The organism is Streptomyces avidinii (assembly GCF_014650695.1).
Classification (GTDB): Bacteria; Actinomycetota; Actinomycetes; order Streptomycetales; family Streptomycetaceae; genus Streptomyces; species Streptomyces avidinii.
In genome coordinates this window covers 38,806-59,312 of sequence record NZ_BMVL01000015.1, presented here as the reverse complement: position 1 = coordinate 59,312, position 20,507 = coordinate 38,806, and the positions used below count along the sequence as shown (strand labels likewise).

The following is a 20,507-nucleotide window of genomic DNA, read 5'->3' as shown; positions in this document are numbered from 1 at the left end:
GGTGCGCGGGCTGGGCTTCGAGAGCGGGGCTCCGCCCCGCTCCCCGCTCCTCAAACGCCGGAGGGGCTGGATGTGGCGGGGCTGGACCTGTGGCGGTGGGTGAGGGCCTCGTACGAGGCGGCCAGGGCGGGCGCGGCGGTGTCGTAGGTCTGCTGTGCGACGCCGACGAAGAGGCAGTCGACGACGAGCAACTGGCTGGTCCGGCTGGACATGGCGGCCGGGCGCAGTTGGGTCTCGCGGGCGGCGGAGGTGGCCAGTACGAGGTCGGCGTGGCGGGTGACGGGGCTGTTCGGGCGACCGGTGAGGGCGAGCGTGGTGGCGCCGCGGCCGAAGGCGACGCGCAGCGGTTCGATCACGTCGCCGGTGGTGCCGGAGTGGGTGATCGCGACGGCGACGTCGCCGGGACGCAGTTGTACGGCGCCCGTGACCGCCAGGTGGGGGTCGCTGTGCGCATGGGCGACGAGCCCGATGCGCAGCAGCTTCTGGGCGAGGTCCTGGCCGACGAGGGCGGAGGCGCCGACGCCGTAGATGTCGATGCGGCGGGCGGTGGCGAGGGCGGTGACGGCGGCGGCGAGCTGGGTGAGGTCGAGGGCGGCGGCGGTGTCGGTGAGGGTCTGCGCCTCCTCGTGGGCCAGCTTGGCGACGACGTCCGCGAGGGGGTCGTCGACGGCTATGTCGACGGTGACGGCGGGCGCGGCGCCGGATGCCTGCTGGGCGGCGAGGGCGGCGAGCGCGAGGCGCAGGTCGCGGTAGCCGGGATAGCCGAGGAGGCGGGCGGCGCGCACGACGGTGGCCTCGCTGGTGCCGGTGTGCTCGGCGAGGGCGGAGACGGTGAGCCGGGCGCAGGTGGCGGGGTCGGCGGCGACGGCGTCGGCGACGGCCTGCACGGAGCGGGGCAGGGACGGGCCGAGACCGCGGATCCGGGCCCGGAGGGCGTGGGGCGGCGGAGCCGTGGCGGTGGGGGGCGCGGGGGTGCTGGAAGTTTCCTTCTGGTTCTGGCTCACCTCTGAAACTTATTTTCAGAGGTGGCCGCGGTCAATACGCCATTGGGCCCTCGGAAAGAGGGCCTTCTTCACGGGCCCCGAACGGGTCCACAATGGGCGCATGGACCACGCGACTCCCCTGGAACAGGCGCTGCACGTCGCCCGTGCCCTCGTTCTCGCCGATCTCGCTGCCGGCGAGGTCGCCGATGCCGATGTCGTCTCCCTCGTCGAGGACTCGGTCACGCACCGCCGGTGGTGGGTGGAGCAGTGGCCGGAGGGGGTCGACTACCTTGCCGGACTCGTCGCCCAGGACGTGAAGGACGCACTGCTGGAGAAGTACGGACGCTGGCCGCTCTGCCCGGTCTGCAACCACGGGGACCCGCACGCGCTGGACGTGGAGCCGGAGCTGGGGCCCGACCCGCACTGGGTCTGCTCGGAGGCGGGTGTGAAGGTGGCCGCCATAGGCGGCCTGGCCCCCGTCCTCGGCCGGCGATGAGCCGCCGGTGACCGTCTACATCGACCCGCCGACCTGGCCGGGCCACGGCCGCATGTGGTCGCACCTGGTCAGCGACGTCTCGTACGAGGAGCTGCACGCCTTCGCGGCGGGCATCGGGTGTCCGCCGCGGGCCTTCGAGCGGGACCACTACGACGTGCCGTCCTACCGGTACGCGGACGCGGTCGGCGCCGGGGCGGTGGAGATCGGCAGCAAGGAACTCGTCCGTCGGCTCACTGCGGCGGGACTGCGCCGCCCGAAGGGCCGGCCGGCCGCCTGAAGGGCGTCCCGGTGTTCCGGTGTTCCGGTGCTCCGGTGCTCCGGTGCTCCGGTGTTCCGGTCTAGGAGCTCGGCGCCGGGGTCGGGGCGGGCGTCGCCGGCGGGGGTGCGGAGGGCTCGGGGACGGTGTTGGGCTGGGCCGCCTGCGGGAGCGACCAGACGTGCTCCGGGGTCGCGATCTTGGTGACGGTGTTGGCGATGAGGGAGCTCAGGCTGCCGAACTTGCCGTCGACGTCGGAGTTCACCACGATCACCAGGGTGGCGCGCTCCTGCGGGAGCCGGACGGCGATGGTCTCGTAGCCGGGCAGCTCGCCGTTGTGGCCGATCCAGCCGTCGAGCTCGGCGATGCCGAGCCCGTAGCCCACGTCGGGGTGCCCGGTGGGCAGCATGCGCAGCCGCTGGGCCTGGGTGCCCGGCTCCAGCAGGCGGCCGCCGTCGGGCAGCTTCCCGGTGACCAGGGTCGGGACCCAGGAGCGCAGGTCGTCCATGGTGGAGATCATCGCGCCGGCCGCCCAGCCCCACGACGGGTTCCAGGTGGAGGCGTCGACGGTCGCGCCGTCCGGGGTGAAGTTCGTGTAGCCGTGCACGTACGGGGACGTGATCTCCGCACCGGTCGGCAGCGAGGTCGCTTCCAGTCCGGCCGGTTCGAAGACGTGCTGCTTCAGGTAGGTGTGCAGGGGCTGCCCGCTGATCTTCTCGACGAGCAGGCCGAGCAGGACGGTGTTGGTGTTGGAGTACTCCCAGCGTGCGCCCGGCGGGAAGTCGGCGGGGTGCGCGAAGGAGATGTCCAGCAGCTCCTGCGGGGTCCAGGCGCGGTGCGGGTCGGCCTTGAAGGTGGCCATCCAGCGAGGGTCCTCGGTGTAGTTGTAGAGGCCGCTGCGCATGTCGGCGAGCTGCCGGACGGTGATCTCCTCGCCGCCGGGCACGCCGTCGAGGTACGTGGAGATCGGCGCGTCGAGCCGCACCTTCCCCTCGTCGACGAGCTGGAGGACGCCGGTGATGGCGAAGGTCTTGGTGACGCTGCCGATGCGGGTGTGCATGTCGGTCTTGATGGGGATGCCGGTGGCCTTGTCGGAGGTGCCGAAGGCGCGCACGTAGGAGTCGTCGCCGTCGACCCACAGGCCGACGCCCACACCGGGGATGCCGGCCTTGCGCATGGCCGCCGTGATCGCGTCGTCGAGCTGCTCGGCGATGACGGGGTTGATGTCGACGCGGCCCGGCGGGGCGGCCGCGGGTGCCTGGCCGGCGCAGAGCGCGGACAGCAGCAGGCCGGCGGCTGCGAGGACGGTGGGCGTGCGGTACCGGCCCATGGCGGATCCCCTCTGACGCACGTCCCCGAGCGGTGCCCTGATCCCCGAGCGGACCATCCCATCGTAGGAAGCCGGGTCCGGGGCGGCGACCGGGACCGCGGTCGGGCGCGACAGGGTCCCGTTCAGGCGCGGACGGGACCGCGGCCGGGCGCGGGCGGGACCGCGGTCAGGCGCGGACGGGCTCCTCGGTGGGGGCCGTGGCGGCGCCGCTTCCGGCGACCACGCGGGTCGTGCGCGGCCGCGTACGGCGGTCCAGGCGCAGGGCGATCACGGTGAGGGCGATCGCGGTGACCGTCATGGCGGCGCCCGCCCAGGCGGTGGCGGCGAAGCCCAGGTCGGCGTCGATGACGGTGCCGCCGAGCCAGGGGCCACCGGTGTTGCCGAGGTTGAAGGCGGCCGTGGTGGTGGCACCGGCCAGGGTGGGGGCGGCGCCGGCCACGTTGAACATGCGGGCGTTGAGCGCAGGGGCGGTGAAGAAGGCCGAGAAGCCGAGCAGGAAGGCGAGGGCGACCGCCGCGGCGGCGGTGGAGGCCAGCAGGGCGAGCGCGCCGAGGAAGACGGTGGAGGCGGTGATGCCCCAGATCATCACGCCGAACAGGTGCGCGTCGGCGACCCGGCCGCCGACGGTGGTGCCGGCCAGCGCGCCGATGCCGAAGAGGCCCAGGATCCAGGGGACCCACTGCGAGTCCAGCCCGGCCACGTCCGTGAGCAGCGGTGAGAGGTAGCTGAAGGCGCAGAAGACGCCGCCCGCGGCCAGCGCCGTGATGCCGATGGAGAGCCATACCTGGCGGTCGCGGTAGATGCGCAGCTCGCGCCCGAGCGAGGGCTTCTCGGCGGGCAGCGGGATCTTCGGGATCAGCGCCAGGATGCCGACGAGGGCCATCGCGGAAGCCGCGCCGACCGACCAGAAGGCCGAGCGCCACCCCAGGTGCTCGCCGAGGAAGGCGCCGGCGGGGACGCCGAGGACGTTCGCGATGGACAGGCCGCCGATCATGACGGCCATCGCACGGGCCCGCTGGTCCTTGTCGACCATGGCGATGGCGACGGCCGCGCCCACGGCCCAGAAGCCGGCGCAGGCGAGCGCGGAGACCACGCGGGAGGCGAAGAGGAGCTCGTACGAGGGGGCCAGCGCGCCCGCGATCTGCCCCAGGCCGAAGAGGCTGATGAGGGAGACGAGAGTGGTGCGGCGGGGGAGCCGCAGGGTGGCCACGGCCAGCAGCGGTGCCCCGACGACCATGCCGATGGCGAAGGCGGATATGAGCAGGCCCGCCTGCGGGATGGTGACGCCCATGTCCTCGGCGATGGGTGGCAGCAGCCCGGAGAGCATGAATTCGCTGGTGCCGAGCGCGAAGACGGACAGGCCGAGGACGTACACGGCGACGGGCATGCGGGGGCGTGCGGCTGCTGCGGGCATGCCTGTCACCAACCAGCGCGAACGCGATCAAATTCCCCGGTCGGTGAGGGCGGCGAGTTCGGCGGCGAGGTTGGCCCGGGCCGGGGCCTCCCAGTGCGCGGCTCCGTAGGGCGTGCGGAAGAGCCGCGGCAGGGCGAGGAGCTGGCGCAGGACGGCGGCGCGGCCGGTGCGGAAGGCGTCGTCGGGGACGAAGCCGTACTCGGCGCGGACGGCGGCCGCGTACGCGGCGTAGGCGTCGGGCGACCCGGCCAGGACGGCCAGGTCGGCGTCGCAGAGGGCCTCGCCGTCGGTGTCGCCGGGGGCGGGATCGTGGGTGACGGTGAGCCGGACCAGCCGGGCCACCTCGGCGGTGCGCGCGGGGTCGATGCCGAGCTCGGGCAGGGCGCGCTCGGCGAGGGCGGCGCTGCGCTCCTCGTTCTCGGAGCGGTCGGGGCGGTAGACGGCGTCGTGGAACCAGGCGGCGAGCCGCACGGCGGCCGGATCGGCGGCGTGCGGGGCCAGTACGTCGATCCGCGCGAGGACATCGGCCAGGTGGGCGGTGGTGTGGTACCGGCGCTGCGGTTCCGCCCAGGCGGCGAGGAGGCGGTCGGCGTAAGGGGCGGGATCGCGGTCGGCGGGGGCGCCGGCGTCGGTGACGGTCGCGTGCCAGCGGGCCCGGAGATCGGCGGTGTCGCTGCGCGGGGTGCCTGTGTCCATGGGCACATTGTGGGGTGGCGTGATTGTGCTGGTGAAGGGCGGGGGGAGCCCCGTACTCTGAATATTGGACTAGACCTATTTATCTGGTTTCCCCGGTTTTCCGAGCTGCTTTCCGAAGGATGGGATCGAATGAGCAACCGTGCGCTCCTGGAGGTGATCGCCCTCGACGTGGAGGATGCGGTCGCGGCCCAGGCCGGTGGGGCGGACCGACTCGAACTGGTCACCGACATGGCCGCCGACGGGCTCACCCCGCCGCGCGAGACCTTCGCGGCGATCAGGGCGGCCGTCGAGATCCCGCTGCGCGTGATGCTCCGCAGGACCGACGGTTTCGCGGCCGGTGACGTGTCCGACCTGGTCCGGGTGGCGCGGGAGCTGCGGGCGGAGGGCGCGCAGGAGTTCGTACTCGGCTTCCTGCACGCCGACGGCACCCCCGACCTGGCCGCCGTCGAGGCGGTCGTCGCGGAGCTGGACGGCTGCCGCTGGACCTTCCACCGGGCGATCGACCGGGCGGCGGACCGGGACCAGCTGCGCAAGGCGCTGGCCGATGTGCCCGGGCTGGACACGTACCTGACGGCGGGCTCGCCGGAGGGCGTGGAGGCGGGGCTGCCGGTGCTGCTGGCGGAGGCGGCGCGCGGGGGCGAGCCGGGGTACGGGGCGCGGATCCTCGTGGGCGGCGGCCTGACGCTGGCGCACCTGCCGGTGCTGCGGGCGGGCGGGATCGACGCGTTCCACATCGGCGGCGCGGCCCGTCCCTCCGGGTGGGGCCGGCCCGTCTCGGCGGAGGCCGTCGCGGACTGGCGCGCCGCCCTGTCCTGACGGGGGCTCCGCCCCCGGGCCCCCGCTCCTCAAACGCCGGCGGGGCTGAAAGATCGCCTCAAACGCCGGCGGGGCTGGAATCGCGCCGGCGGCGCTTGATTTCCAGCCCCTCCGGCGTTTGAGGAGCGGGGTTCGGGGCGGAGCCGCAGGAGCGGACCCGCGGGTCAGGTCACGTCACCTCAGGCGAGAGCCACAGGCAGTGGGGCCGAGTGGAGGGCCGTCAGGCCCGAGACCGCGCGGGTGAGGCAGACGTACAGCCGGCGCAGGCCCGTCCGTTCGTCGGGCTCGCCGTCCACGATCGCCGCGGGCTCGTCCAGGACCACGTAGTCGTACTCCAGACCCTTCGCCAGCGACGCCGGCACCAGCGTCAGCCGGGACTCCGAGGTCGTCTCCTCGCCGGGGGACAGGTGGGGCAGCCCCGCCGCCAGCAGGGCTTCGGCCAGCACCGGGATCCGCGCGTCCGCCGCGATCAGGCCGATCGAACCCTCGTGTGCCAAGGAGTCACGGCACGCGGCGACCACCGCCGCATCGAGACCCGCGGCCTCCGCGACCGCCGCGACCCGCAGCGATCCCGGGGTCTCGCGGACCGAGGAGACCGGGGCCAGGCCCGGGGAGATCGACGGGAGCAGCCGGGAGGCGTAGGCGATCACCTCGCGCGGCACGCGGAAGCCCGCCGTCAGCTCCTCCAGTACCGCCTGCGGCTTGCCCAGGTGCGCGAGTGCCTCGTCCCAGCTGCGCGTGGCCCACGGCGTGGTGCCCTGCGCGAGGTCGCCGAGGACCGTCGCCGAGCCCGTGGTGCAGCGCCGCCCCACGGCCCGGTACTGCATCGGCGACAGGTCCTGGGCCTCGTCGAGCACCACGTGACCCAGCGAATGCGTCCGTTCCACCAGGTCGGCCGCCTCGTCGATCAGGACCAGGTCGGCCGCCGACCACTTCGCCGACTTCACGCTCCGGAACGGCTTCGGCCACAGGAGCAGCTTCTGCTCGTCCTCGGTGAGGACGTCCGCCGCGTGCAGCGCGAGGAACTCGGGGTCGGACAGCAGGCGCAGGACCAGCTTCGCCGGTTCGACGGGCGGCCAGATCTCCTTCACCGCCGCCTTCACGGCCGCGTTGCGGGCCACCGCGTCCTGCACCCGGTCGTCGGGTGCCTCGCCCGCCTGCTCCATCCGTACGAGCACCGCGTGCGCGATGCGCTGAGGCAGCGCCTCGCGGGCGGCGCCGTAGCGGATGTCGCGCTTCTGGAGTTCCTCGACCATCTCCTCCAGCTCGTACGCGGGCACCCGCCAGCGGCGCGAGCCGCGGACCACCATCAGCGGCTCCGTGGGGCGGCTGACGTGCGAGCGGACCGCGCGGCTCAGCACCTCCGCCATCCGGGCGTCGCCCTTGACCACGGCGGATTCGGCGGCGTCGGTGCCGCGTACCTCCAGGCCGGGGCGGGCCACCAGGTCGTCGACGGTGGCCTGCTTGACCTCCAGCTCGCCCAGGGCCGGCAGGACCTGCTCGATGTAGTGGAGGAAGGAACGGTTCGGCCCGATGACGAGGGTGCCGGTGCGGGCGAGGCGGTCGCGGTGCGCGTACAGCAGGTACGCGACCCGGTGCAGGCCGACCGCGGTCTTTCCGGTGCCGGGGCCGCCCTGCACGCAGACGGAGCCGGACAGGCCGGAGCGGACGATCTCGTCCTGCTCGGGCTGGATCGTCGCGACGATGTCGCGCATCGGGCCGACGCGCGGGCGCTCGATCTCCTGCTGGAGCAGCTTGCTGACCGCGGCCGCCTCGGCGGGGTCGGACAGGTGCTCGTCCTCGTACGCGGTCAGCTCGCCGCCGGTGTACCCGAAGCGGCGGCGCAGGGAGATGTCCTGCGGGTCCTTCTTGGAGGCCCGGTAGAAGGGCTGGGAGACGGGCGCGCGCCAGTCGATGACCATGGGGTCGCCGTCCGCGTCGTGGACGTGGCGGCGGCCGATGTAGAACTGCTCGCCCTCCGCGCCCTCGGCGAGCTCGGCGCCGGGTGCGTGCAGATAGTTCAGGCGGCCGAAGAAGAGCGGGGTGTGGGCGAGGTCGGCGAGGGCCTTGATGCGGTCGTCGATCTGGGCCTGGAGGACGATCGCGTTGACCCAGTTCGCGGTGACGTCGCGGATGTCGAGGGCTTCGACGTCCTCGCGCATGGCGCGCAGCGCGGAACGGGAGGCGGTGAGGTGGGCGCGTTCGCGGCCCAGCGGATCGTCGTGCGTGGTCTCGGGGGCGTGCGCGGGCACGGAACTGCCTCCAGCTGCTGGGTGCGGAACAGATGGCCCGCCGGTTTCCGGCCGGAGGGCGGCTCTCCCCGATGAGGCGGCGGGAGGCGGCAAGAGCGGAGATTCTAGCCACCGGTGCGGTGCGGCGCGAATGGATTAACGCGTGGCGGCAGGGGCGGCGGCGGGGCGTCGGGGAGGGGCGGCGAGGGACGTCGGTGGACATCGGGACGCCGGTGGGATGCCGGGGGAGGCCGGTGGACGTCGGGGGGATGCCGGGGGAGGCCGGGCGGTCCGGAGCGGGTGTCATACGGGGGAGTGTCAGACTTCGGTAGCTCCCCTAGGGGTGCGCATGCGACGGGAGGAGGACCCGGGGACCCGTGAGGTTCCCTCCCGGGAGCGATGTGCGGGGCGGCGCGCAAACGCACCATGGATCCATGAGCACCGCAACCTTCACCCCGATCCAGGGCGGCCGCCCTAGCGGCGCCACCGACACTTCCGATTCCCGTCCGCGCCAGGGCCTCGGCGGCATGCTGCGCGCCGTCAGGATCTTCGCGGCGACCGCCGTCAGCGTCGTCGTCCTCGGCGAATACGCCGAGGACGCGGGCGTCATACGTCACTGACCTGCTCCCTGCACGTCCCGGCCCGTGCACGCCCGCCCTGGCTCGGTGCAGGCCCGTGCAGGCCCGCGCAGCGCGGCCACTGATCCACTAGGGTCACGCGGGTGACCCGGAGCCCCGTTCCCAGCCGCTCGCCGTCGCCTCTCGCCGATGTGCTGCTGACCGGCTCGCTGCTGGTGCTGGGCGTGCTCTGCATCGCCCTGCGCATTCCGGTGGCCGACGCGCTCGTCGAGGGTTTCTCCGCCGCCGAGTGGGGGCCGCCCGCCACGTATCCGCCGTTCGCGGCGATCCTGTTCACGCCGGCCGCGTGGCTGCCGGCCGGCGCACTGAAGGCCTTCCTCGTCCTCGGCAACGCCGGCCTGCTCGCGCTCCTGGTCACGCTGTCCTGCCGCCTCGCGGGTCTGCGCTCCCGGCCCGGGCCCGTGCTGGCGGCGACCATCGTGGGGCTGTGGCTGCAACCGCTGTTCCAGGCCCCGCTGCCCGGCCAGATCAACCTGGCTTTCGCCTGCCTGGTCCTGTGGGACCTCGGCCGGCCCCGCTCGGCGCTCGGCAAGGGCTTCGGACTGGGCGTCGCCGCCGGGATCACCCTCGCCCCGGCGGCCATCGCCGCGTACCTCCTGCTGACCCGCCACGTCCGGGCCGGGCTCACGGCCCTGGCGGCCTCGGCCGCCACCGCCCTGCTCGGGCTGCTGGTCCTCCCGGAGGCCTCCGCCGACTTCTGGACCGGGCAACTGCCCGCCGCCGCCCGGTCCCTCGTCCTGGACTGGCCACCGCTGTGGGTGTGGTGCGCGCCCTTACTGGCCGTCCTCGCGGCCCGGGCCTGCCGGGGTCAGTCGCTGGCCAGCAGCTCGTCGGCGTCCATGATCCGGTAGGCGTACCCCTGCTCGGCGAGGAACCGCTGGCGGTGCGCCGCGAAGTCCTGGTCAATGGTGTCGCGCGCGACGACCGAGTAGAACCGCGCCTCGTGGCCGTCCGCCTTCGGCCGCAGCACGCGGCCCAGGCGCTGGGCCTCCTCCTGCCGGGAGCCGAAGGTGCCCGACACCTGGATGGCGACGGTGGCCTCGGGCAGGTCGATGGAGAAGTTCGCGACCTTCGACACGACCAGCACGCTGATCTCGCCCTCGCGGAAGGCGTTGAAGAGCTTCTCGCGCTGCGCGTTGGAGGTCTCGCCCTTGATGACGGGCGCGTCCAGGTGCTCGCCCAGCTCGTCGAGCTGGTCGATGTACTGGCCGATCACCAGGGTCTGCTCACCGCGGTGCTTGGCCACGAGTGCCTCGGTGACCTTCCGCTTCGTCGCCGTCGTCGCGCAGAAGCGGTACTTCTCCTCCGTCTCGGCGGTGGCGTACGCGAGCCGCTCCGACTCCGTCAGGTTGACCCGGACCTCCACGCAGTCGGCGGGCGCGATGTAGCCCTGCGCCTCGATCTCCTTCCACGGGGCGTCGAACCGCTTCGGCCCGATGAGCGAGAAGACGTCGGACTCCCGACCGTCCTCGCGCACCAGCGTCGCGGTCAGGCCGAGCCGCCGGCGCGCCTGCAGGTCGGCGGTGAACTTGAAGACCGGCGCGGGCAGCAGGTGCACCTCGTCGTAGACGATCAGGCCCCAGTCCCGGGAGTCGAAGAGTTCCAGGTGCGGGTAGATGCCCTTCCGCTTCGTCGTCAGGACCTGGTACGTGGCGATGGTGACGGGCCGGATCTCCTTGCGGGTACCGGAGTACTCACCGATCTCTTCCTCCGTCAGCGAGGTCCGCTTCACCAGCTCGTGCTTCCACTGGCGGGCCGAGACGGTGTTCGTCACCAGGATCAGCGTCGTCGCCTTGGCCATCGCCATGGCTCCGGCGCCGACCAGCGTCTTGCCGGCGCCGCAGGGCAGCACGACCACGCCGGAACCGCCGTGCCAGAAGCCCTCGACGGCCTGCTGCTGGTAGGGGCGCAGGGCCCAGCCGTTCTCGGCCAGCTCGATCGGGTGCGCCTCGCCGTCCACGTAACCGGCGAGGTCCTCGGCGGGCCAGCCCAGCTTGAGCAGGGTCTGCTTGATCTGCCCGCGCTCGGAGGGGTGCACGGCCACGGTGTCGGCGTCGAGCCGCGCACCGACGAGCGGGGCGACCTTCTTGGACCGCAGGATCTCCTCCAGCACCGGCCGGTCGGTGCTGGTCAGCACCAGTCCGTGGACGGGGTGCTTGCTGAGGGTGAGGCGGCCGTAGCGCGCCATGGTCTCGGCGACGTCGACGAGGAGCGCGTGCGGGACGGGGTAGCGGGAGTACTCGACGAGCGCGTCGACGACCTGCTCGGCGTCGTGACCGGCGGCCCGGGCGTTCCACAGGCCGAGCGGGGTGATCCGGTAGGTGTGGATGTGCTCGGGAGCCCGCTCCAGCTCGGCGAAGGGGGCGATGGCGCGCCGGGCGGCTCCGGCGAGCTCGTGGTCGACTTCGAGGAGGAGGGTTTTGTCGCTCTGGACGATGAGTGGACCATTCACGCGCGGCGCCCCGTTTCATTCAGGTCAAACCTCCAGTGTGCCGTACGGCGCGGAGGCTGGGAACACGGCGCTTCGGCGGGGTGCCGACCGGGGCACCCGGTCAGGCGTCCCGCCGGGTCAGCGGCCCAGGCCATCCAGGAGCAGGGTGAGGCCGCCGTGGAACTCGCGGTCCTGGGTGAAGGAGCGCGCGCCGAGGGCGGCCTCGCCGTGCCGCTGGGCCTGCGCAAGGGCATCGCGATCGGTCTCGGCCTGTTCACCATGCTGATCGGCTGGCCGTCGGGTACGGGGTGCACGCGGAGGACCAGTGGCCGGTGGAAAAGCTGCTGACGCTGGCGGAGCGGGCACGTACGGTCCGAACGTGAGTCATGATCAGCAGCTGTTCGTGCCCGCCGACTTCGCCGTGCCGCGGACCCTCGTCGCCGACGGCTTCCGGCTGGAGCCGCTCGGCGCCGAGCCCAACGAACGGGACCACGCCGCCTGGACCGGCAGCATCGCGCACATCAGGGCGACACCCGGCTTCGTGGGGCGGGGCCGGCCACCGGTCGAGGGGATGTCCGCCGAGGCGAACCGTGCGGACCTGGTCCGCCACGCGCGGGAATTCGAGGAGCGGGTCGCCTTCGCGTACAGCCTCCTGGAAGGGGATCCGGACGGTGGCGGCGACGTGATCGGCTGCCTGTACGTCCACCCCTCGCGGGAGGACCCCGCACGGGTCGCGGTCAGCCACTGGGTGCGATCCGACCGGGCCGCCCCGGACGCGCGGGTCCACGAGCAGGTCACCCGCTGGCTCCGCGAGGTGTGGCCCTTCGATGCCGGGCGGATCGACTACGCCCCCAGGTGAGGCGGGTGGCGGCGACGCCGCGGCAGCGGCATCGCCCCCACCGTCGGGCAGGTGTTCTACGGCCGAACGGGTAGACGGCAGGGTCGATGGGGCCGGCCGGTGATGTTGCGCCGGGGTGTCGTGGGCGGGCGTCGTACGGTGGCCGTCGCTGCCAGGCGATCTCTGAACGGACCCTCATGATGCAGACAAGCTGGGACCGCACGCTCTTCAGCACCTCCTCGGCTCCCGCCACCACCATCACCCACGACACCGGCCTGCTCCTGCTCCGGCTCGTCGTCGGCCTCAGCATGGTCGGCCACGGCACGATGAAGCTCTTCGGCTGGTTCGGCGGCCCCGGCCTCACCGCGACCGGCAAGGGCTTCACGATGGCCGGCTACCCCGCCGGCGACGCCATGGCCGTCATCGCCGGTCTCTCCGAGACCCTCGGCGGCCTCGGTCTGGCCCTCGGCCTGCTCACCCCGCTCGCCGGAGCGGCCCTGACCGGCATCTTCATCAACGTCCTCGACGTCCGGGGCCTGAGCGCGTACTTCCCGCCCAAGGGCGTGGAGCTCGAAGTGGTGCTGTTCGCCGCGGTCGTCGCCCTCACCCTCACCGGCCCGGGACGCTTCGCCGCCGACCACTACCTCCCCGTGCTGCGCGAGTCCCGCCCCCGCTACTCCCTGCTCGCACTGCTGGTGGGCATCGTCGCGGGATTCATCGTCCTGATCATCCGGGACTGAACCGCCCCGCCGGGCCGTCTCTTTCGGAGCTTGACGGGCCCACGGCGCCCGGCAGGATCCGAAAGAGGTCGGCCTACGCACCCAGATGCGGCAGCGGCCCCGCCGGGTACGGGGTCTCCTCGGGCAGCAGGGCCCGCGCGGCCGCCTCGTCCCCGGACCCGATCAGTCCGCGGATCTCCCGGGCCAGCCCGGTCACATCACGGATGCCGACCGTCCACTCGTCCGCGTAAGCACGGGACGCCGGACCGGACAGGCCGAGCTGGAGCGACCGGTAGGGCAGCGGATTCAGCCGAAGGTCCCGCTCCGGGTCCCACTGGACCCGCACGGGCGCCGCGCGCAGGGCTTCCTTCCAGGCCGCCCGGTCCGCGTGCACGCCTCGCGCGTAGTGGGACAGGCAGGCCTCGCGCAGCGCCCGGTCGAAGCCCTCACGGGTGATCTCGACCGCGAGCACCGTCTCCTGGCCGGCCTTGGACCCCCAGCCGCAGCGGTACATCATCCACAGGAACGACGGCTTGATCCACGTCATCCGCTCCCGCTTCCAGGCGGGCGGGAAGCGTCCGTCGCGGGCGGCCGGCACCCCGAGCGCCGGGGAGTAGGCCTGGTACACGGTGATGGTGGTGCCGGTGTGCGCCGCGCGGATCTGGCGGTTCGGTACGTCGTCGGACATGAGCACAGGATGGCGGCTCGTCATCGCGCCGACCATCGGATTTCGGGCCGGGGCGGGGAGAGGCCGGGCGGGGCGCCGGCCGTCGGCCGGCCGGCCGGGCGGCCGGGCGGGCCACCACCGCCACCGCTCCTACACCTGGTCGTCCGCCAGCTCCGCGACACCGGTGATCCGGTGCAGCGCGTACGTCCGTACCTCGTCCGCCGTGTGGTCGTACCCGGTGACGAAACCGCCCTCCACCCGGACCGGCGCGATGACCCGCTGGCTCGCCGCGCCCTCCGCGTTCACGTAGCCGATCCACACCGCCGACCCGGTCAGCGCCGCCGCCTGCACCGTCGCCAGGGTCTCCGCCGCGCTCGTGCGCGGCAGCTCGCCCGGCACTCCCGCCGCGGAGGTCGCCGCGGGCTCCTTGCGCACCGCCGTCGCCGCCACGTCGCCCGCGCGGATCGCCCGTACGGCCGCCGCCAGCAGCGTGGCGTCCGGCACCGGCGGGCCGTCCGGCACCGGTACGGGCGCCGAGCGGGCCGGGGTGCGGTGGGCGTCGGCCCGCGCCACCAGCACGTCGCCGGTACGGGACTCCGCGGCCGGCGCATAGCCCATCGCGCGCAAGCCCTCCAGCAGGACGGTCGGTTCGGCCTGCGCGGCCAGTACCGTCGGCGCGAGGCGGCGCAGCCCCAGCCCGGCCGAGCGCTTGTCGGCGAGGATCTCGCCCAGCATCGCGTCGTCGTCGCAGCGCACGTACGAGGAGGCCGCGCCGACCCGCAGGTGCCCGTGCCGGCGGGCCACGTCGTCGATCAGGTAGGCGAGCGGCTGCGGGACCGGCGTACGGCTGTGCTCCTTGAGGAAGGCGTGCAGGTCGGCGGCGGCGTGGCCGGCGTCCAGGGCCCGGCGCACCGAGCCGGGCGTGAAGCGGTACACCGTCGCCCCGCCCTTGGACTCCACGTCCGCGAGGACGGCCAGCGTGTCGCCCAGCGGGCGGCGCAGCGGGCCGGGGGCCACCGCCGTCAGGTCGGCCTGGAGCAGCACGTGGTCCACCGGCTCCGGCAGCAGCGGGGCCAACAGCGGCGCCGGGTCGCGGTGCTCCAGCAGGGCCCGGCCGGGCCCGGACAGGGCGCCGCGGCCGGTCACGCCGAGGACCTCCGCCTCGGTCAGCACCCAGTGCGCGAGCCGGGCCCGCAGGTCGCTCGCGCCGCGTACGGGGCGCTCCCAGGCGAGCCGCGCCAGGAGGGTGCCGGGGTCGGGCGAGCCGCCCTCGGGGAGCTCCGCGAGCAGTTCCAGCACGCGCCGGCGCACCTCGGGGGCGGCGGAACGGTCGAGTTCGGGGCCGAGCGCGGAGAGCGTGCGCCCCTTGGCGTCCTGCTCGCCGACCAGCGGGGCCGTGCGGGTGGCCGGCAGCCAGGCCGCCACGAGCTGCGACCAGCGCTCGGCGGGCGGCAGTTCGACCCAGTCGTCGAAGGCCGGGGTGGGCGCGTACCGCTCGTCGGCCTCCCCGTCGCTGGCCAGCAGCCCGGCCGCGTAGGCCAGTTCGATCCAGAAGGCCGCCTGCGGCTCGGTCGTGTCCAGCAGGGCCGCGGCCCGCTTCAGATCCCGTACGGAGAGCCCGCCCGCGCGCAGCACCGGCGGACCGGCGTGCTCCCAGGACTTCACGAGCTCCTCGACGGTGCCCAGTGCGGCCAGCGCCTGACCGGCGGCGTTCGCGTCCACAAGCTGTGGACGGTGCTCGCGGGCCGCGGGCACCGGCGGCGCCACCGGCGCGGTGTCACGGTGCGCGAGCCCGCCGCGCAGGTGCAGTGCCACCTCGCGGGGCAGTAGGACGGTCCGCGCCGTCGCGGGCAGCAGCAGGCCCCGGTCGCGCAGCCAGCGCACGGGCGGCGTCGGGTTCGGGGTCACCTCCCCGTACGGCGGCCCCCACACGAGCCGGCCCAGCACCTGGTGCGCCTCCGCCGGTGCCTCGTCCAGCAGCGCCGACATCCGCTCCGGGTCGGTGAACAGCCCGGTCAGTGCGGCCACCGCGGACACCGGGTCGTGGGTGGCGGGCAGCCCGACGGCCGCCACGATCTCCTGCACCCGGGTCGGCGACATCCCGGAGGTGGCCTCCGCGACGGTCGGCCCGAGGCCGGTGGGGGAGGGGCGGGAGGCGGCCGGCGCGAGCAGCTCGCGCGCCGTGCGGACCAGCCGCAGCCGGTCCTCGTCGCCCCACACCAGGGCCTGGTCGCGCAGGGTGGCCAGCGCGTCGGGCAGCGCCGCGCGGGCCCGTTCGTCCTCGCCGCCCGTCAACAGCCCCTCCAGCACCGGGTACGGGCACGGGTCCGGAGCCACCGCGAGCGCCTCGGCGGTCTGCAGGGCGAACCGGTCCAGCCGGTCGAGGGCCCGCACCACCGAGGCCCGGGTCCCGGCGCGGGTGGCCAGCTGGGTCACGTCGCCCGGCACCGGGCCGAGCAGGTCCGGCCGGGCGCGCAACAGGGCCGCGAGCGCCGCGTCGTCACGGGCGCGCAGCGCCTCGGCGAGTGAACGCGGGGAGCTTCCCGCCGGGCTCCCGCCGGCGGATCCCGCCGCAGTGCTTGCCTCGGGCACAGTCGCCTCCTGGTCGCGTCGGCCGGTCAGTCGGCCGGTCCCCATCCGGTCAACGGTATCCGCTGCGCCCGCAGCAGCTCCACGGGCGCACGCGCTACCTTCGGGTCAGGGGGTAAGGGAGGAGCCTGGGCGTGGGGATCGAGAGCGACCACCTGGTCTACGAATATCTGAGCCGCGTCGGGGACTTGGCGCAACGGCGGCAGCTGTCCTCGGGCGACCGGATGCGGTTGGTGGCCGGGCTGCGGGACGAGATCGACCGTCGGCGCGCCAAGTACGACCCGGACACCCCGGCCGCCGTGCGTCGCATCCTGGAGCGGATCGGCACGCCCGAGGAGGTCCTGGACACCCTCGGCTCCCGGCAGGGCTCGGCCCCTGCCTCCGCCCCGGCCCCCGCCTCCGCCTCCTCCGACGCCGGGCTGTCGGTCCCCGTCCAGCGGGGACCGGGCCGGCTGCGCCGCCGGGAGGCGCCCCCGGCCCGCCCGGCGGAGCCCGAGAACGTGCCACCGCACCTGGCCGGGCTCGACGACCTCGGCCCCTCCGGCGGGGCCGAGCCCGACTGGTGGCGGGTGAGCCCCGGGGCGCACGGGGCGGGCCCGCAGGTGGAGGGCTTCGCGGGCGGCATCGAGATCCCGGACCTGTTCAAGGAGGGGCCGGAGGAGGAGTCCGCGGAGGCGGGGAAGCCCGGGGCGGCTCCGCCCGGGGAGGACGGGGGGCGCGCGCGGACCCTCGTACGGTTCCTGCGCGAGCGGCGGCGTGCGAAGAAGGCCGCGGCGGCCGGGGCGGTGGCGGAGGCTGCGGCGGTCCGGCCGCGGCCGAACGCCTTCCTGCTGCTGGCGGCGGCGGTCCTCGTCGTGGGCATGGTGACGGGCTACTGGCTGCTGCTCGTCATCGGCTGGGCCCTGCCGTACGCGTCGCGCGTGCTGGGCCCGGCGGAGCGCAAGTGGGTCGTCCTCGGGCCGCCCGGGGCGGTCCTCGCGGGGGCGGTGCTGTGGGTGTGGGGGCGGATGAACGGCAAGTGGGGGGAGGCCCTGGCCGACGAGCAGGTCAGCGGTGCGCTGCACGGGATGTGGCCGTGGGTGCTGAGGGGCGCGGCGCTGGCGTCCGTCCTCTACCTGGTGTGGCGGGCGCGGCGGAGGTAGCCCGCGGAGTGCGGCGCCGCTGCCCGGCCCCGGGCCCCGCGCCTCAAACGCCGGCGGGGCTGGTAGTGCCGCCGGCGGGGCCGGTGGTCGTCCGTTCCCCCCGGCGTGGCCCCGGTGTCGGCCGCCCGTACGGCAGCCTCGGCACAATGGCAGGTATGAACCTCACAGTCGGCTTCGACCTCGACATGACCCTCATCGACTCGCGCCCGGGAATCAAGGCCGCCTACCAGGCCCTCGCGGCCGAAACGGGAACGTTCATCGATGCCGACGCGGCGATCACCCGACTGGGCCCGCCGCTGGACGAGGAGCTCGCGCACTGGTTCCCGAAGGCCCGGATCCCGGCCGTGGCCGACCGCTACCGGGAGATCTACCCCACGCACGCCATCGCGCCGACCCCGGCGATGCCGGGCGCCCGCGAGGCGATCGACGCCGTCCGGGCGCTCGGCGGCCGCGCGATCGTCGTCACGGCCAAGCACGAGCCCAACGCCCGCCTGCACCTGGCGCACCTGGGCATCGAGCCCGACGCGGTCATCGGCTGGCTCTGGGCGGAGGCCAAGGCCGACGCCCTGCGCGAGTACGGCGCCCAGGTCTACGTCGGCGACCACGTCGGCGACGTACGCGGGGCCCGTACGGCCGGCGCGCTGTCCGTGGTGGTGCCGACCGGCCCGTGCCCCGAGGCGGAGCTGCGCGAGGCGGGCGCGGACGTGGTCCTGCCCGACCTCACCGCGCTGCCGCAGTGGCTCGCGCAGTACGTGGCCGCGCAGCCCGTGTAGGTCCCGCTACGCCTGCGAGGCGCGGGCCGCCCTGCGCTGCGCCGCCGCCGAGCGGAGCACGCCCGCCGCGGAGATCGCGAAGCCGACGCCCATGAGCATGCACACCGCCCACGCGTACGGCGGGAACGGGTCGATGTCGAGGAACAGCGGAGCCATGGTCGCCAGCGTGGCCACGGCCCCGGCGATGAACACGATGCCGCCGGCCTTGACGAGTCCGTCGCCCGGCCGCGCTTCGTCGGAATGAGGAGTAACAGTCACCTCACCAGGGTAGTTGCCTGGCCGAAGGCAGCCGACGGCGAAGGACCGGGGAACGTCTTGTCACCCGGCACTGGACCATTAGCCTTGAGGTGGCGGGTCACACATGGCCCGCTGCGCTGTTGTCCGGAGCCGTTCACGGCACTCCGGACCCCGACGAGCACAAGGACAGAGGACGGACGTGCCTACCGGCAAGGTCAAGTGGTTCAACAGCGAGAAGGGCTTCGGCTTTCTCTCCCGTGACGACGGCGGCGACGTCTTCGTCCACTCGTCGGTGCTCCCTGCCGGGGTGGACGCACTCAAGCCCGGCCAGCGCGTCGAGTTCGGTGTCGTCGCGGGTCAGCGCGGCGACCAGGCACTTTCGGTGACAGTACTGGACCCGGCGCCCTCCGTCGCGGCGGCGCAGCGGCGCAAGCCCGACGAGCTCGCCTCGATCGTGCAGGACCTCACGACCCTCCTGGAGAACATCACCCCGATGCTGGAGCGCGGCCGCTACCCCGACAAGGTGCACGGCACGAAGATCGCCGGCCTGCTGCGCGCGGTGGCCGACCAGCTCGACGTCTGACCCCTCGCCGTCGCACGCACGGCTGCGCCCCGCCACTCGAAAGAGCGGCGGGGCGCAGCCGTGTACGGGGCGATCAGCCCCGCGGGAAGTCCAGCGAGCCGGGCGCGATGGCCGGTACCAGCCCCTCCGCCGCCGCCCGGGTCAGCAGCCCGCGCACCGCCGCGTACCCGGAGTCGCCGAGGTCGGCGGTGAACTCGTTGACGTAGAGCCCGATGTGCTGGTCGGCGACGGCCGGGTCCAGCTCCTGGGCGTGCGCGCGCACGTACGGGCGGGAGGCCTCCGGGTCGTCCCAGGCCATCCGGACCGACGTACGCGCCGCCGCGGCCAGCTCGCGCAGCCGCTCGGCGCCCAGCGAGCGCTTGGCGATGATCGCGCCGAGCGGGATGGGCAGGCCGGTCGTGGACTCCCAGTGCTCGCCCATGTCGGCCAGGCAGTGCAGCCCGTAGTCCTGATAGGTGAACCGGGCCTCGTGGATGACCAGTCCGGCGTCCACCCGGCCGTCGCGGACCGCCGGCATGATCTCGTGGAACGGCAGGACGACCACCTTGCCGACGCCCTCCGGCAGCACGTCCGCCGCCCACAGCCGGAACAGCAGGTAGGCGGTGGATCGCTCGCTCGGCACGGCCACCGTCCGCCCGGCCAGGTCGAGCCCCGGCCCACGGGTCAGGCTGGGATCTTTCACGAGCACGAGCGGACCGCAGCCGCGCCCCAGCGCACCGCCGCACGGCAGCAGCGCGTACTCCTCCAGCACCCACGGCAGCACCGCGTACGACACCTTCAGCACGTCCAGCTCGCCGCGCTCGGCCATGCCGTTGGTGAGGTCGATGTCCGCGAAGGTGACGTCGAGGGCGGGCGCGTCCGGGACCCGGCCGTGCGCCCACGCGTCGAAGACGAAGGTGTCGTTCGGGCAGGGCGAATAGGCGATCCTCAGCGGGTCACCGGTGATCGTGCTCATGGCGTTCTCCCCAGTTCGCGAGTACGGGACCCAGCACGCGGAAGCCGTCGGTGAGCGCGGCGAGCGCGTCCCCGATCCGCCAGGCGGCACGGTCTCGCGGGCCCACGGCGTTGGACACGGCGCGGACCTCCAGTACGGGCAGGCCGTGCGCGGCGGCCGCCTCCGCGACCCCGAAACCCTCCATGGCCTCGGCCCCGGCCATCGGGTGCCGGGCGGCGAGCTCGGCGGCCCGTTCGGCGGTGCCGGTGACGGTGGAGACGGTCAGCACGGGCGCGAGCAGCGCCCCCGTCGCCTCGGCGGCGCGGGCGGCGAGCTCGGCGGGCGGCAGGTGCACGGTGTGGCCGAAGCCGAGCTGCGTCACGTCGAGGAAGCCGTCGGGGGTCTCGGCCCCCAGGTCGGCGGCGACGATCGCGTCGGCGACCACGAGGGAACCGAGCGGGGCGGCGGGTGCGAACCCGCCGCCGATGCCGGCGGAGACGACGAGCGAGTAGTCGGCGAGGGCCAGGGCGGTGGCGGCGGCGGCGGCCGCCGCCGCGGGCCCGACGCCCCCGACGAGCACGTCGAAGGCGATGCCGGGAAGGTCCCGGCGGTTGATGAGGTAACCGCCGGGGAGCGTGCGCGGACCGGGACCGAAGGCGTCCGGATGAGGGGTCAGCCCGGTGGTGACGGAGTCTGCCTCCGCCGCCACCGCGGTCACGACGAGCGCGCGCACC

Annotated in this window: 22 protein-coding genes; 11 read left to right on the top strand and 11 right to left on the bottom strand. The window is 74.2% G+C overall.

The annotated features are described in order from the left end of the window. Positions 1–50 precede the first annotated feature (50 nt). The gene (locus IE257_RS30440) at positions 51–920 is read right to left on the bottom strand and encodes a MurR/RpiR family transcriptional regulator (RefSeq protein ID WP_372453141.1); all 870 of its coding nucleotides are present in this window, start codon (positions 918–920) and stop codon (positions 51–53) included. Positions 921–1,104: 184 nt separating this feature from the next. On the opposite strand from IE257_RS30440, the gene IE257_RS30435 reads away from it, so the two are divergent. Both IE257_RS30435 and IE257_RS30430 read left to right on the top strand, forming a co-directional pair. Next, entirely contained in the window at positions 1,105–1,479 is a 375-nt protein-coding gene (locus tag IE257_RS30435) for a DUF8819 family protein (protein WP_189973086.1), read from the top strand. Between the two features lie 7 nt (positions 1,480–1,486). Then, the gene (locus IE257_RS30430) at positions 1,487–1,756 is read left to right on the top strand and encodes a DUF4031 domain-containing protein (protein WP_030387344.1); all 270 of its coding nucleotides are present in this window, start codon (positions 1,487–1,489) and stop codon (positions 1,754–1,756) included. A gap of 61 nt (positions 1,757–1,817) precedes the next feature. Here the strand turns inward: IE257_RS30430 and IE257_RS30425 are convergent, their stop codons facing one another. The 3 genes from IE257_RS30425 to IE257_RS30415 all read right to left on the bottom strand — a co-directional run bounded on the left by IE257_RS30425 (position 1,818) and on the right by IE257_RS30415 (position 5,175). Continuing rightward, a complete protein-coding gene (locus tag IE257_RS30425) occupies positions 1,818–3,065 on the bottom strand; it encodes a serine hydrolase domain-containing protein (RefSeq protein ID WP_189973085.1) in 1,248 nt (415 codons plus the stop codon). Between the two features lie 166 nt (positions 3,066–3,231). Next, positions 3,232–4,452: a Cmx/CmrA family chloramphenicol efflux MFS transporter gene (locus tag IE257_RS30420; RefSeq protein ID WP_189973195.1), complete on the bottom strand. Its 1,221-nt coding sequence runs from the start codon at positions 4,450–4,452 to the stop codon at positions 3,232–3,234. Positions 4,453–4,506: 54 nt separating this feature from the next. Next, complete coding sequence (locus tag IE257_RS30415; RefSeq protein ID WP_189973084.1) at positions 4,507–5,175, bottom strand: HD domain-containing protein; 669 nt, start codon at positions 5,173–5,175, stop codon at positions 4,507–4,509. Positions 5,176–5,304: 129 nt separating this feature from the next. Between IE257_RS30415 and IE257_RS30410 the strand changes: the two genes are divergently transcribed. Then, on the top strand, positions 5,305–5,991 hold the full coding sequence (locus IE257_RS30410; RefSeq protein ID WP_189973083.1) for a copper homeostasis protein CutC: 687 nt from the start codon (positions 5,305–5,307) through the stop codon (positions 5,989–5,991). Positions 5,992–6,170: 179 nt separating this feature from the next. Here IE257_RS30410 and IE257_RS30405 read toward each other — a convergent pair whose 3' ends face one another. Beyond that, positions 6,171–8,243 (bottom strand): HelD family protein, encoded by a 2,073-nt coding sequence (locus IE257_RS30405; protein WP_189973082.1) that lies wholly within the window; start codon positions 8,241–8,243, stop codon positions 6,171–6,173. A 413-nt stretch (positions 8,244–8,656) separates the two neighbouring features. Between IE257_RS30405 and IE257_RS30400 the strand changes: the two genes are divergently transcribed. Both IE257_RS30400 and IE257_RS30395 read left to right on the top strand, forming a co-directional pair. Further along, positions 8,657–8,842 carry a hypothetical protein gene (locus IE257_RS30400; protein ID WP_030387351.1) on the top strand — a complete coding sequence of 62 codons (186 nt, stop codon included), beginning with the start codon at positions 8,657–8,659 and terminating at the stop codon, positions 8,840–8,842. Between the two features lie 101 nt (positions 8,843–8,943). Beyond that, positions 8,944–9,711, top strand: a complete 768-nt coding sequence (locus tag IE257_RS30395) for a glycosyltransferase 87 family protein (protein ID WP_189973081.1) — start codon at positions 8,944–8,946, stop codon at positions 9,709–9,711. Here the strand turns inward: IE257_RS30395 and IE257_RS30390 are convergent. Further along, positions 9,669–11,312 carry a DNA repair helicase XPB gene (locus tag IE257_RS30390; RefSeq protein WP_189973080.1) on the bottom strand — a complete coding sequence of 548 codons (1,644 nt, stop codon included), beginning with the start codon at positions 11,310–11,312 and terminating at the stop codon, positions 9,669–9,671. The two genes, IE257_RS30395 and IE257_RS30390, sit on opposite strands and share 43 nt — an antisense overlap. A gap of 156 nt (positions 11,313–11,468) precedes the next feature. Here IE257_RS30390 and IE257_RS30385 point away from each other — a divergent pair, with 156 nt between their 5' ends. From IE257_RS30385 to IE257_RS30375, 3 genes are all read left to right on the top strand, one after another. After that, a complete protein-coding gene (locus IE257_RS30385) occupies positions 11,469–11,639 on the top strand; it encodes a hypothetical protein (protein WP_189973079.1) in 171 nt (56 codons plus the stop codon). Positions 11,640–11,670: 31 nt separating this feature from the next. Then, the gene (locus tag IE257_RS30380; protein WP_209468439.1) at positions 11,671–12,150 is read left to right on the top strand and encodes an N-acetyltransferase; all 480 of its coding nucleotides are present in this window, start codon (positions 11,671–11,673) and stop codon (positions 12,148–12,150) included. Between the two features lie 176 nt (positions 12,151–12,326). Continuing rightward, positions 12,327–12,869 (top strand): DoxX family membrane protein, encoded by a 543-nt coding sequence (locus tag IE257_RS30375; RefSeq protein WP_372453140.1) that lies wholly within the window; start codon positions 12,327–12,329, stop codon positions 12,867–12,869. 73 nt (positions 12,870–12,942) lie between these two features. Here IE257_RS30375 and IE257_RS30370 read toward each other — a convergent pair whose 3' ends face one another. Both IE257_RS30370 and IE257_RS30365 read right to left on the bottom strand, forming a co-directional pair. Continuing rightward, complete coding sequence (locus IE257_RS30370) at positions 12,943–13,536, bottom strand: DUF4291 domain-containing protein (protein ID WP_189973078.1); 594 nt, start codon at positions 13,534–13,536, stop codon at positions 12,943–12,945. 129 nt (positions 13,537–13,665) lie between these two features. Then, positions 13,666–16,152, bottom strand: coding sequence for a helicase C-terminal domain-containing protein (locus IE257_RS30365; protein ID WP_189973077.1), 2,487 nt, complete (start codon positions 16,150–16,152; stop codon positions 13,666–13,668). Between the two features lie 86 nt (positions 16,153–16,238). On the opposite strand from IE257_RS30365, the gene IE257_RS30360 reads away from it, so the two are divergent. After that, positions 16,239–17,246 carry a hypothetical protein gene (locus tag IE257_RS30360; RefSeq protein WP_189973076.1) on the top strand — a complete coding sequence of 336 codons (1,008 nt, stop codon included), beginning with the start codon at positions 16,239–16,241 and terminating at the stop codon, positions 17,244–17,246. 155 nt (positions 17,247–17,401) lie between these two features. After that, entirely contained in the window at positions 17,402–18,019 is a 618-nt protein-coding gene (locus IE257_RS30355; protein WP_229920746.1) for an HAD family hydrolase, read from the top strand. Between the two features lie 6 nt (positions 18,020–18,025). On the opposite strand, the gene IE257_RS30350 is transcribed toward IE257_RS30355, so the two are convergent. Then, positions 18,026–18,277 (bottom strand): hypothetical protein, encoded by a 252-nt coding sequence (locus IE257_RS30350; RefSeq protein ID WP_030387359.1) that lies wholly within the window; start codon positions 18,275–18,277, stop codon positions 18,026–18,028. A gap of 178 nt (positions 18,278–18,455) precedes the next feature. Between IE257_RS30350 and IE257_RS39240 the strand changes: the two genes are divergently transcribed. Next, positions 18,456–18,839 (top strand): cold-shock protein, encoded by a 384-nt coding sequence (locus IE257_RS39240; RefSeq protein ID WP_030012939.1) that lies wholly within the window; start codon positions 18,456–18,458, stop codon positions 18,837–18,839. A 73-nt stretch (positions 18,840–18,912) separates the two neighbouring features. Here IE257_RS39240 and IE257_RS30340 read toward each other — a convergent pair whose 3' ends face one another. Both IE257_RS30340 and IE257_RS30335 read right to left on the bottom strand, forming a co-directional pair. Then, positions 18,913–19,794 carry a 1,4-dihydroxy-6-naphtoate synthase gene (locus IE257_RS30340; protein WP_189973074.1) on the bottom strand — a complete coding sequence of 294 codons (882 nt, stop codon included), beginning with the start codon at positions 19,792–19,794 and terminating at the stop codon, positions 18,913–18,915. Continuing rightward, positions 19,775–20,506, bottom strand: a complete 732-nt coding sequence (locus IE257_RS30335) for a futalosine hydrolase (protein ID WP_189973073.1) — start codon at positions 20,504–20,506, stop codon at positions 19,775–19,777. Before IE257_RS30335 ends, IE257_RS30340 begins: the two co-directional genes overlap by 20 nt. Between the last annotated feature and the right edge of the window lies 1 nt (position 20,507).